Source organism: Alkalihalobacterium sp. APHAB7, assembly GCF_048323755.1.
Taxonomy (GTDB): Bacteria; Bacillota; Bacilli; order Bacillales; family Bacillaceae_F; genus Alkalihalobacterium.
In genome coordinates this window covers 305,556-317,606 of sequence record NZ_JBLWFS010000002.1, presented here as the reverse complement: position 1 = coordinate 317,606, position 12,051 = coordinate 305,556, and the positions used below count along the sequence as shown (strand labels likewise).

The following is a 12,051-nucleotide window of genomic DNA, read 5'->3' as shown; positions in this document are numbered from 1 at the left end:
GAGGCGATCTACCATGTCATTTGAAAAAGAATTACAGGATCGAATCGAAACGATAAAAAAAGGCGGAGCGGACAAATATCATCAAAGCAACGCCGAAAAAGGGAAGTTATTCGTCCGTGAAAGGCTTGAACTTTTATTCGATGACGGATTAAATATTGAAGATGGATTCTTTGCTAATTGCACGGCTGAAGGACTTCCAGCTGATGGGGTAGTTACGGGTATTGGGAAGATTAATGGTGAGACGGTCTGTGTAATGGCAAATGACTCAACCATTAAAGCCGGATCATGGGGATCGAGAACAGTTGAAAAAATCATCCGTATCCAAGAAACAGCGGAGAAGCTAAATGTACCGATGCTCTATTTAGTCGATTCAGCTGGAGCTCGTATTACTGACCAAGTTGAAATGTTTCCAGGGCGCCGCGGGGCAGGGAGAATTTTTTATAACCAAGTAAAACTGTCTGGCCGCGTTCCACAAATCTGTTTATTATTTGGTCCATCTGCTGCTGGTGGAGCATATATCCCAGCATTTTGCGATATTGTAATTATGGTTGACGGAAATGCCTCGATGTATTTAGGATCTCCACGTATGGCTGAAATGGTTATAGGCGAAAAAGTGACACTAGAAGAAATGGGTGGAGCGAAAATGCACTGCTCCGTTTCCGGATGTGGTGATATTCTAGCCAAAACTGAACAAGATGCCATTGAAATGGCAAGACAATACTTATCTTATTTTCCAGCAAACTATGGAGAAGATGCACCTGTTAAAGAACCAGTTGCACCAAAAGCTTTTGAGAAAACATTGGAAGAAGTTATTCCTCAAAATCAAAATGCACCGTTCAACATGCTCGATCTTATTAATCGGATTATAGATGAAGGAACGTTCTTTGAAATTAAGAAATTGTTCGCTCAAGAGTTAATTACCGGCTTAGCTAGAATAGATGGTCGTCCTGTTGGGATTATTGCAAATCAACCGAGAATGAAAGGTGGGGTATTATTCCACGATTCAGCGGATAAAGCGGCGAAGTTTATTAACTTATGTGATGCTTACAATATTCCTTTACTATTCTTAGCTGACATCCCAGGATTTATGATTGGTACGAAAGTAGAGCGAGCTGGAATTATTCGCCACGGTGCAAAAATGATTTCTGCAATGAGTGAAGCGACAGTACCTAAAATTTCAATCATTGTTAGAAAAGCGTATGGTGCCGGATTATATGCAATGGCTGGTCCAGCGTTTGAGCCAGATTGTTGCTTAGCACTTCCGAACGCGCAAATCGCTGTAATGGGACCTGAAGCAGCAGTAAACGCTGTGTATGCGAATAAAATTGCTCAGCTTCCAGAAGAAGAAAGACCTGACTTTGTGGCACAAAAGCGTGAAGAGTATAAAGAAGATATTGATATTTACCGATTAGCTTCTGAAATGGTGATTGACGGAATTGTTCCTGCTAATTCATTACGTGACGAATTGTCGAAACGTTTTGAATCTTATATGTCTAAGTATGTTGCATTTACGCATCGTAAGCATCCAGTATATCCAGTATAAGATAAGGAAAACGGACTCAAAAGTGCCTGGCTTAAACCAATGCCATTTATTGTGTTGGTGGTGCCTGGCACTTGGCTTTATGATGAAGCCAAAAATCGTTTGAATTGAAAATTTTAGTGTAAAAAGGGGGATTATGCATGACAGTAGCGTGGAAGCCATCAGATGAAATGATTGAACAGACTCGTCTTTATCAATGGATGAAACAGCTCGGGTACACTGATTATGAAGAGTTTCTTAATGCCTCTACAAAAGATATTGCTTGGTTTTGGAAGGAAGCAGAAAAAGTCTTAAATATAGATTGGTACGAGCCATATAAAGAAACCCTTTCACTTGAGGATGGTGTGAAGTGGCCGAAGTGGTATGTAGGAGGCAAGTTAAATACAGCTTACAATACAGTTGAATCGTGGGCCGAAAAAGAACAAACAGCTAACGCAACGGCTATTGTCTGGGAAAGTGAAGATGGAATCGTTCAAACGTATACGTATGCACAATTATCAGAAGCTGTTGCTCGTGTTGCAAACGGCTTAAAGCAACATGGTTTAAAAAAAGGTGATATTATTGCTATTTATATGCCGATGGTACCGGAGACGGTTATCGCGATGATGGCAGCAGCTAAAATTGGTGCGATTTATTCCCCAATTTTTTCAGGGTATGGAACCGATGCAGTAGCAACGCGTTTAAATGCAGCAGAAGCAAAAATGATCGTAACGGCTGATGGATTTTTACGAAGAGGCCGACCGGTTGCCATGAAAGAAGAGGCAGATCGCGCAGTGGAAAAATCGCCATCGATTGAAAAGGTCATTGTATTTCGAAGACTCGATCGAGATATTCCTTGGAATGACTCAAGAGATGTGGATTGGAAACAATTAATAAAAGAGGAACCATTAAATGAAACACTTTCAATGGATAGTGCAGACCCTTTAATGTTAATTTACACGTCAGGCACTACGGGTCGCCCAAAAGGTGCTGTACATACACATTCGGGATTTCCAATTAAAGCGGCGTTTGATGCTGGTATTGGAATGGATGTAAAAAAAGGGGACACATTATTTTGGTTTACAGACATGGGTTGGATGATGGGGCCGTTTTTAGTGTTTGGTGGTTTAATGAATGGGGCGACGATTTTATTGTATGAGGGAACCCCTGATTTTCCACAACCAGACCGGTTATGGGAAGTCGTTGATAAACACCAAGTGACACATTTAGGAATATCGCCAACACTTATTCGCTCGATGATGAAGCATGGTGAAGAGTGGCCCCAAAAACATAATTTAAGTATGCTCCGGGTTATTGCTTCAACTGGTGAACCGTGGAACCCAGAACCATGGTTATGGTTATTTGAAAAAGTAGGCCAATCGCGAATCCCCATTTTTAATTACTCAGGAGGAACAGAAATTTCCGGTGGCATATTAGGAAATGTGTTAGTGCGTCCCATTGGACCGATTACATTTAATTCACCTCTTCCTGGGATGGATGTTGATGTTTTTGAAGAAGACGGAAATCCAGTTTTGAACCAAGTTGGAGAGCTGGTGATCAAGCAGCCTTGGGTTGGAATGACAAAAGGGTTTTGGAATGAACCAGAGCGGTATGAAGAAGCCTATTGGAGCCGCTGGGAAAACATTTGGGTTCACGGCGATTGGGTCATTCAAGATTCAGATGGTTTCTGGACTATTACTGGAAGATCAGACGATATATTAAATGTTGCCGGAAAACGTCTAGGCCCAGCTGAAATCGAATCCATCTTAGTTGAACACCCAAATGTCGTTGAAGCAGGTACAATCGGTATACCGGACGATGTAAAAGGAGAAGCTGCGGTTTGTTTTGCTGTACTCAATAAAAGTGGTTTACAGGTAGAACAATTAAAAGAAGAACTGCTTCAACTCGTAGCTGAGAAAATGGGGAAAGCGTTAAAACCTAAAGCGATTTACTTCGTACAAGATTTACCGAAAACGAGAAATGCGAAAGTCATGCGTCGAGCAATCAAAGCTGCTTACTTAAATAAAGATGCAGGTGATCTGTCATCGCTTGAAAATCCACAAGCGCTTACGGAAATTAATCAATTAGGTAAAAACGCTTAAGGTAACACAATTACCTTAATCTGGTAAAAAAATTATTCTAAACTTTAAACTAAGGTTTAGTAACTAATGGAACTCAATAGGGTGTTAATTTAGCAAAACATCGCATCGGTTAAAACAACCTATGCGATGTTTGTTACTTTAAACTATATTACCTAATATTTCTAACTAGAAAATGTACATAGACTTGTCCAAATGAAACATACTAGGTTTACAAAGAGGAGGTGAACACACATGCCAACAAACAGCAGCAACAACTCAAATCAATTAGTAGTACCTGGTGTACAACAAGCACTAGACCAAATGAAGTATGAGATTGCTCAAGAGTTTGGTGTTCAACTTGGTCCTGATGCTACTTCTCGTGCTAACGGTTCAGTAGGTGGCGAAATCACAAAGCGTTTAGTTCAAATGGCTGAACAACAAATGAGTGGTTATCAACAACAATAATAATGTTTTGGCGTAGAAGAGGTGGGTAACCCATCTCTTCTTTTTCAGGAGATCACTACTTTTTAAGCTGATGGGCGTTTGCGCTTTAATTTAAGACGAAATAGACTCTTAAGGAGCTTATGATATGGACCACATTTGCCCAATATGTAATGGATTTGAAATGATTAGAGCAGCTTGTGATCGATGTGGGTGTACACTGGAAGACAAAGGAAGGTTAATGGATTACTTTGATGATTATAGTGCTTATTTAGAAATTGATGATATGAAGAAGTCAAATACAATTTCAAATGATTTTCAAAACAATCAATGTCCACACACTCTATCATGCCCAAATTGCGGTACTAACTCAATCATGCTCGTGGGTGAGTGGTAGAAGGTAAAATGTAAATGAAATAACTCAAGTCAGAGCTCGTAATTTATATATAGGAAAGGCCACCGATTTTTTGAAGTCGGTGGCCTTTCCAGCATGTATTAACGAATGCGTTCTTCTGTTTCAGGGTTAAAGAAGTGAACTTTGTTCATATCGAATGCAAGATCGATATTTTGTCCGTTTTGAATATCCGTGCGAGAGTCAACACGTGCTATAACATCTTGCTCATCGATCTTTGTATATAATACAGTCTCTGCACCTGTTAATTCAGCTACTTCTACTTTTGCTGTTACTTTTGTTTCTGGTGAAGACTCGATGAAAAGAAGCTCATCATGGATATCTTCAGGGCGGACCCCAAGAATTATCTCCTTATCAGCAAAGCCTTTCTCTTTTAATGTTTTTAATTTACCTTGAGGAATACGTACTGATACGTTGTTTAATTTGAAAAACTCACCTTCGATACGTCCGTTAAGGAAGTTCATTGCCGGCGATCCAATAAATCCACCAACAAACACATTTTCAGGGTTATCATAAACGTCTTTAGGTGTACCTACTTGCTGAATAAGTCCATCTTTCATAATAACAATACGAGTAGCCATCGTCATTGCTTCTGTTTGATCGTGTGTAACGTAAATTGTAGTTGTTTGCAGACGGTGGTGAAGTTTTGTTATTTCAGCACGCATTTGTACACGAAGCTTGGCATCTAAGTTAGATAATGGTTCGTCCATTAAGAAAACTTGTGGATCACGAACGATAGCTCGTCCAAGTGCAACACGTTGACGCTGACCACCTGACATTGCTTTCGGTTTACGATCGAGCATTTCTTCTAAGCCAAGAATTTTAGCTGCATCTTTTACACGACGGTCGATCTCTTCTTTTTTAAACTTTCGAAGTTTTAGACCAAAAGCCATATTATCATAAACATTCATATGAGGATATAATGCATAGTTTTGGAATACCATTGCGATATCACGATCTTTTGGAGCGACATCATTCACACGCCTTTCGCCAATGAAAAGATCCCCTTTTGAGATATCTTCAAGTCCTGCAATCATTCTAAGAGTTGTTGATTTACCACAACCTGATGGTCCAACAAATACGATAAATTCTTTATCTTTAATATCTAAGTTAAAGTCAGTAACTGCAGTTACATCACCATCATAAATTTTATAAACATGATTTAATTTAATATCAGCCATTTCATTACCTCCTGATTGTTTTTCATAGCCTTATTGTAAACACTTACATTGCAACTAACAATTGGCACGGTGAACAAAAAAAAAAACTCCCTTTGTGCATAGTGCACTATTAGAGAGTTTGGTAAATCATAAGCGCGATATAAACAGACACGGCTTGGTCAAAATGCTTAATATCAATCCCTGTTTTTTCAATAAATTTATCAATTCGATATTGTAAAGTGTTTCGATGCATAAATAATTCTTTGGCAGCTAGTGTCGTGTTTAGATTATTTTTAAAATACACTTGAATGGTTTTGATGAGTTCTTTATCTAGGTTTACTTCTTTAATTAAGTGACTCGATATCTTTTGAAGTGCTTCCATGGGCACATGTTCTAGAAGTAAATAAGGAGTTGCCTGATGATAGTAAGTAACGTGCTGTGAGGGAGAATGATTTTTCATCACAGTGAAACATTTTTCTTCCCAATTGTATTGCTGGCGTGCTGTTGTAATATTTGACAATTTAGTTCCTACAAAAAAGTGAACATTTATAAAAAAGTCAGCAGTTAAGGCAGCGCTTAGTTCTTCAAAATCATCCGTTTCAATCGGTAAATCATTAAAGAATTCTATAATCAGTCCATCTTGATTATTTTTCCATATAATTATAATTTGATGATCAGAAAAACTATGTAAAAAAATTTCATTGAGCTCAGCGGTGTTTTCAATTTCGTGACTAGTAGAAAAATGAATAAATCGAAAGTGATCTGTTTGAAAGATAGGTTCTTTATCATCGGCATGTGATAAATAATTTAGCCACTGTTGTTCTCTTTCATTTAATTGAATCGGTTGAATTTCTGTTTTCTCTAAAATAATATCGAGTAAAGTAATTTCTTGATCGTCAACAGAAGTTGTATCAATTCCAAACGTTTCACCCGCAGGAGTTGTATACCACTTTATCGTGTTCGGTAACGATGAATGATAATTCAAGTAAAAAGAAGCACCAAATCGGCGTTCGAGTTCATTAATCATATGTTTCTCCTTATAGAATCTTATGGTTTGTAGACGTTAAATGAGGTCTTTTATTACCTCATTCATTATTGTATCAAAAAAAGAAAGGGCAATCGCCCCTTCTACTTTATTTCGCCTTCCGTATGGTTTGGCGGGTCCTCTTCGACTAGGTCTCGTGCTTCTTCTATAATGCCAGAGTTATTTTCGTAACTGACAGTTCCGCCCCCGAGTCCTTCGTTTATCATTCGGTCAACATCCATAAAGAAATTTGCACGGTCTTCATTAGCATTCTCAAATGTATCTTTATTTCGTTCTTTATCCAATTCATATCCCTCCTTTACCATTAACTTTTGAAATATGTTCATTCGTTATTCATCCTCCAATAGCTAAAAGCAATAATCTTCATAAAAGAGCAAATAAAAAAGACTAACTCATTGTGACAAAGCCATGTTTAAGGAGTACACATCCTATAGTGTCCAATTCCTTAAAAAGCTTTACACTTGAGTTAGTCTATATCAAAATGCTTAATGTTCTTCATACACGTGATAGAGGAACAGGTCATGAACTTGGAGTTCTAACTGTTTTTTTTCTTCCTCTTTTGGGGCTGGATCTGTCCAGCTAATCGAACCGTCTTTATAATATACGCCAAGATAATATTCTCCTTTATAGAAAAAAGAAAACTCCCACTCTTGACGGACAAGGTTATTACGAAGTTCTTTCCATTGAAAGTGTGAAATCACGACTGCTTCCCCTTTCTTTTTGCACAATACAAGCTGTTACCATGAAAAAAATCAGTTCTATAGTGTATACGCTACAGTGATGCTACTGGTGTCTTCATTTTATCGTATTGAAATAGAGAAAGCTAGAAAAAGCCGTCTTAAGTCGACTATAAGGTAATCATCTGATTGATAAACTGATGAGGGAATTCAAAAGCCGTTTTACTAAGATGAATGGCATATTCTAGAGGAAGTTCTCTAGAAATGATATCTTCTCTTTTTAGTTTTCCTTGTTCAAATATCAAACGTCCTGGCTTGGAGTTAGCTTCAAATAGCCAAATGTCTCCGTTTTCGTCAATTCCTAAATCGAATCCAATTTCACCAATACACCCTTCTAATTGATGTTCAAGTGCATGACTTAGTGTGAGTGCAGCCTGTTTTAGTTGACTCACTCGTTTTTTTGAAAGGAGGCCATCATGGACAAGGTCTTCTATAGAAATTACTTCGCCTCCACGGTGAATGTGTGTCGTTACACTTTGCCAACCAGCCTTCTTTGCAGCGATCGCGCTGATTTCCCAGCGACCGTTTATATTTTTATTCGTATGAATCCGAAAGTCCATCGGTTGTTTACCGAGCTTTAATAGATGAATTCCCTGTTGGACAATCACATCGTCTAACCCATTGGGATATTCATGTTGTAAAAGGCGTGTTAAGTTCGAATACCTTCTTAAGCGTACTTGATCTTCATCATGGTAACGGCAGTAAAAATAAGGTTCTTCCGGAAGTTTAATGATTTGTTTAATTTCATCACCGTGACTGCCTTCAATTGGCTTAAGATACAAATGCTTATACTTACTTAGTAATGCTTTAAGCTCATGAGAACTTGGTTTGACTAAACTTTCAGGCAAAAAGGGTAGAACGGTGTCATCTCTAGATAATTTCTCGTGAATTTCCTGCTTGTTAAAAAAGTTAGGGTTAAAATATGGGATCGCATATTCTGTTTCAAATTTCTTTTTTGTTGTTTGGATCGTTGCTAAATTTTCAGTTCGCCGGTTAGGGATACGATTATAAATAACATTTGGAAATGGAACGGTTAATAAACTCCAAGAACCATCGTTTAAGAAGTACCCGTTAATTTCTCCATTTTCCCAATCGATAAGGTGATGGCCGAATACAAAATAAAAGCCTCCTATTTCTTCTTGTGATTGCAATATTTTTGCGTACTGTGAAGTTCTTTGGCCCAATGGAAACTGTTTAGAAGATGTAAATCCGGCTGTGAAAATTCCAATCAGCGGACCAATTAATAAGCATCCATTCTGGTAAAAAAGATGAATAGACGTTTCAAATGGAAACTTTAACTGTTTCCACAGAAGATCTGAGAGGAAGACAGTCTGATCACAATCATTATGTTGTGTGATTTGACAACGTACGGTTTTGCTTCCAAATGACAATTCAATTGAAGTGTTCGCAGTTAATGAATGTTCTTGGAGATACGAAGCCGGCAATTGAATGGTAGACTTTTCATCGAACCTTCTTTTTAATTGAAAAGTTTGTTTCATTAGGAGCTCTCCTTCATTAATAAAATTTTTCAAATGATGGCGTTTCACATAGTCAAAATAAGAAGCAGCCATTTCCTTTTTAACCATTTTTCGATATGATGGATAATAGTGTCAGATTGAATCCAATTCGAAATAGGCATTTGCTGATAGCGTATAGTATGTTTTTAAACAAAATTTCGTGAATAGATGAGTTATAGGGGGGCAAGTGGCAACGTGAAGGAAGTAATAATAATTCTTATGATGATCATTATTGGAGCAACAATTGGAGGCGTAACGAACTCTTTAGCTATTAAGATGTTGTTTAGACCTTATAATCCCATCTATATAGGTAAAAAACGAGTTCCGTTCACACCAGGGTTAATTCCGAAAAGAAGAGATGAGTTAGCGGAACAACTAGGTAAAATGGTCGTACAACACCTTTTGACGACTGAAGGACTGCAAAAAAAGTTACTGGATGAGAAGTTTACAAATGAAATGAAGTTATGGGCGCAAGGAGAAGCTAAAGCTATCCTAGAAAGTGATACGACATTAGCAGCTGTATTTCATGAACGATTTGGTGTAGAAAATGTTAGGGGCACGATTGAAGATAAAACCGAACGATGGATCCGGGACGGATTTGAGACCTTCCGTATGCAAAATGGCTCCCGTCCTATTTCTGAAGTGTTGCCATCTAACCTAACACAGAAGTTAGATAATGCAATTCCCGATTTCACTCAATTTATCTTATCGAGAGCGAAAGATTATTTTGAAAGTGAAGAAGGTAAAGATCGTCTCAGTGATATGATTGATAGATTTTTAATGGGCAAGGGAACCCTGGGTAATATGGTGTCGATGTTCTTGGGGAATGACAGGCTAGTGGATAAAGTCCAACCTGAGATTATTAAGTTTTTGGATGATGCGAGTGCCGAGAAGATGATCGAGGCCGTGTTGAGAAAAGAGTGGAATAAACTTAAAGAAAAGCCGCTTTCGTACTACTTAAATAAAGTAGATAAAGAAGAAGTCATTTCTCTACTAAAGAAAACGATTATTAACAGAGTTCCTGTCTATGAGTGGGTGGACCAACCATTAAATGAATGGACAAAGCCATATATGGAAACCATTGTTTCTGAATGGGTACCTAAAGGTGTCGATCTATTAGGACAAACACTGGTCTCTCGTCTTGATAGTCTCATGCAAAAGCTGAACTTAGAAGAAGTTGTTAAAGGTCAAGTTCAAGGTTTTGCTGTTGAACGTCTAGAAGAGATGGTACTTTCTATTTCTAGGCGAGAATTTAAAATGATTACGTATCTTGGGGGATTACTTGGTGGAATGATTGGATTAATTCAAGGAATAATTGTTATTTTTCTTTAGGATTCATAAAAAAATCGACATGAGAGATGAAATTAAACTCATATTATGTTAGAGTCGGTGAAGACCACTTTGAAGGAGGAATCGTTATGTCAAACATTTATGATATAGCACATGAACTTGGAAAATCAATTAAGGAAAGTGACGAGTTTAAGGTACTGAAACAGTTACACGAGGAAATTGAAAAAGATCCGGCAGCGAACCAAATGCTTGAAAACTTCCGTAGAATGCAAATGGAATTACAACAAAAGCAAATGCAAGGAATGCAAATTACAGAAGAAGAAGCACAAAAAGCGCAACAACTATTTGAGTTAGTTCAGCAGCAACCAATCATTTCTAAAATGATGGAAGCAGAACAACGTTTAAGTATGATTATTACAGATATTAACCGTATTATCACTGAACCATTAGAAGAATTATACGGCAACCCTGAACAATAAAATTATCATCGTATGTGTTCAAAGAAAAGGATTAGAAAACAAGACGTATCGCCTAATACTGCGAAAATGAATGTCTTTTCTCATACTTTAATTGAACGACAACTAAAAATGTTCTATTCTAGCCCCCGTTTTCATAGTCTTTACTATAACGTACGTCACGTTCGTAGTAGAAACAATGAGAAGGGGGATTTTTGTGGCTTATCGTCTATTAGCTCTAAATATTGATGGGGTTCTTTTACGCTCAAATGCTCGCCTTAGTAGACAAACTAAAGATGCAATTGAATTTGTAAAAAATAAAGGTGTATATATTACACTAGCGACTGATCGACCGTTTCCAGCTGCTAAGAGAGTTGCAAAAGCTTTAAAGCTAGATACGTGTTTAATTACACATGACGGTGCATACTTAGCTTCAGAACTAGATGAACCTTTATTTGAAAGACGTATTCATGAGGATAAAGTTTTTCAAATTGGTGAAATCCTAGAAAATTATACATGTCATGTTCGGCTTCTCCATGAAAAGTATGGGATCGGAAATAAGCTCAAAAGCAAAAATCAACTCTTGGCCAAGATGACGATAGGAATAGGGGATCCATTATTTTATCCAGTTACCTTTGTTGACTCTATTTGTGATTATATTTTAGATAACCCGGTTGCACCTCCAAAAATCCAAGTGCAGTTCTTAGATAAAGAGCAGCAGTTAGAAGCAATGGAAGAGATTGAAAAACAAGTTTCTAACATAACTATTATTGAAGGAAAACAAGGACGTATTAGTATTGTGCCTGAAGGGGTTTCTAAAGTAAGAGGCTTACACCGTTTAGGACGTGAGCTGGGTATTGGTCTAGATCAAATGGTAGCGATTGGTTCTTCTGAAGAAGATCTGGATCTAATTACTCAAGTGGGCTTAGGAGTGGCAATGGGGAACTCACCAAAAGAGGTCCAACAAGCAGCAGATTGGGTGACTCGCTCAAACGACATGCACGGAGTAGCGTACATGGTGCGTGAAGTATTTCGAAAACAACTAAAAATAGAGAATTAACACTACGTATTGTAAAGAATAAAAAAGGAGACTGTTTTCAGTCTCCTTTTTTGCGTAATAAGACGCACTGCCAGTCAGTGCTGTCTAGATCAGGCGCTTTCCGCTTTTCGTGTGTCTAGCTCCAGGCGCCTTCTGCTTTTCGTGCCTAACGGTGGAACATTAGGATTTTTCCTGCTTTTGTTAAGCGGTGAGGGTACTCACTGTAGTTTGTTTCTGCTAGTTTTTGCTCGCCGATTTTTTTCGCTTCTTCATCACTTGCAGCTTGAATCGTTTCATTTAACAACTGTTCACCAGTTTGGTTAAATACAGTTAAATAGTAATCTGCCATCGGTTA

General features: G+C 37.9%; 13 protein-coding genes. 7 read left to right on the top strand and 6 right to left on the bottom strand.

Annotation, left to right across the window (positions count from 1 at the left end; all coding sequences use genetic code 11):
- Positions 1-13: 13 nt before the first annotated feature.
- The 4 genes from ACNSTQ_RS03935 (at position 14) to ACNSTQ_RS03920 (ending at position 4,438) form a co-directional block, all read left to right on the top strand.
- The gene (locus tag ACNSTQ_RS03935; protein WP_418198540.1) at positions 14-1,543 is read left to right on the top strand and encodes an acyl-CoA carboxylase subunit beta; all 1,530 of its coding nucleotides are present in this window, start codon (positions 14-16) and stop codon (positions 1,541-1,543) included.
- A gap of 137 nt (positions 1,544-1,680) precedes the next feature.
- Positions 1,681-3,621, top strand: coding sequence for an AMP-binding protein (locus ACNSTQ_RS03930; protein WP_418198539.1), 1,941 nt, complete (start codon positions 1,681-1,683; stop codon positions 3,619-3,621).
- 231 nt (positions 3,622-3,852) lie between these two features.
- Positions 3,853-4,065, top strand: coding sequence for a small, acid-soluble spore protein, alpha/beta type (locus ACNSTQ_RS03925; protein ID WP_418198538.1), 213 nt, complete (start codon positions 3,853-3,855; stop codon positions 4,063-4,065).
- Positions 4,066-4,189: 124 nt separating this feature from the next.
- The gene (locus ACNSTQ_RS03920) at positions 4,190-4,438 is read left to right on the top strand and encodes a hypothetical protein (RefSeq protein ID WP_418198537.1); all 249 of its coding nucleotides are present in this window, start codon (positions 4,190-4,192) and stop codon (positions 4,436-4,438) included.
- Between the two features lie 98 nt (positions 4,439-4,536).
- Here ACNSTQ_RS03920 and ACNSTQ_RS03915 read toward each other — a convergent pair whose 3' ends face one another.
- From ACNSTQ_RS03915 to ACNSTQ_RS03895, 5 genes are all read right to left on the bottom strand, one after another.
- Positions 4,537-5,634 carry an ABC transporter ATP-binding protein gene (locus tag ACNSTQ_RS03915; protein WP_418198536.1) on the bottom strand — a complete coding sequence of 366 codons (1,098 nt, stop codon included), beginning with the start codon at positions 5,632-5,634 and terminating at the stop codon, positions 4,537-4,539.
- Between the two features lie 109 nt (positions 5,635-5,743).
- Positions 5,744-6,640, bottom strand: coding sequence for a PucR family transcriptional regulator (locus ACNSTQ_RS03910; protein WP_418198535.1), 897 nt, complete (start codon positions 6,638-6,640; stop codon positions 5,744-5,746).
- Positions 6,641-6,741: 101 nt separating this feature from the next.
- Positions 6,742-6,984, bottom strand: a complete 243-nt coding sequence (locus ACNSTQ_RS03905) for a hypothetical protein (protein WP_418198534.1) — start codon at positions 6,982-6,984, stop codon at positions 6,742-6,744.
- 159 nt (positions 6,985-7,143) lie between these two features.
- The gene (locus tag ACNSTQ_RS03900; protein WP_418198533.1) at positions 7,144-7,359 is read right to left on the bottom strand and encodes a YheE family protein; all 216 of its coding nucleotides are present in this window, start codon (positions 7,357-7,359) and stop codon (positions 7,144-7,146) included.
- Between the two features lie 146 nt (positions 7,360-7,505).
- Positions 7,506-8,894, bottom strand: coding sequence for a YheC/YheD family protein (locus ACNSTQ_RS03895; RefSeq protein ID WP_418198532.1), 1,389 nt, complete (start codon positions 8,892-8,894; stop codon positions 7,506-7,508).
- Between the two features lie 213 nt (positions 8,895-9,107).
- Between ACNSTQ_RS03895 and ACNSTQ_RS03890 the strand changes: the two genes are divergently transcribed.
- The 3 genes from ACNSTQ_RS03890 to ACNSTQ_RS03880 all read left to right on the top strand — a co-directional run bounded on the left by ACNSTQ_RS03890 (position 9,108) and on the right by ACNSTQ_RS03880 (position 11,717).
- A complete protein-coding gene (locus tag ACNSTQ_RS03890; RefSeq protein WP_418198531.1) occupies positions 9,108-10,244 on the top strand; it encodes a DUF445 domain-containing protein in 1,137 nt (378 codons plus the stop codon).
- Between the two features lie 86 nt (positions 10,245-10,330).
- The gene (locus tag ACNSTQ_RS03885; RefSeq protein ID WP_418198530.1) at positions 10,331-10,681 is read left to right on the top strand and encodes a YlbF family regulator; all 351 of its coding nucleotides are present in this window, start codon (positions 10,331-10,333) and stop codon (positions 10,679-10,681) included.
- 193 nt (positions 10,682-10,874) lie between these two features.
- A complete protein-coding gene (locus ACNSTQ_RS03880; RefSeq protein WP_418198529.1) occupies positions 10,875-11,717 on the top strand; it encodes an HAD family hydrolase in 843 nt (280 codons plus the stop codon).
- Positions 11,718-11,862: 145 nt separating this feature from the next.
- Here the strand turns inward: ACNSTQ_RS03880 and ACNSTQ_RS03875 are convergent, their stop codons facing one another.
- Positions 11,863-12,045, bottom strand: coding sequence for a YhzD family protein (locus ACNSTQ_RS03875; RefSeq protein WP_418198528.1), 183 nt, complete (start codon positions 12,043-12,045; stop codon positions 11,863-11,865).
- Positions 12,046-12,051: the final 6 nt, after the last annotated feature.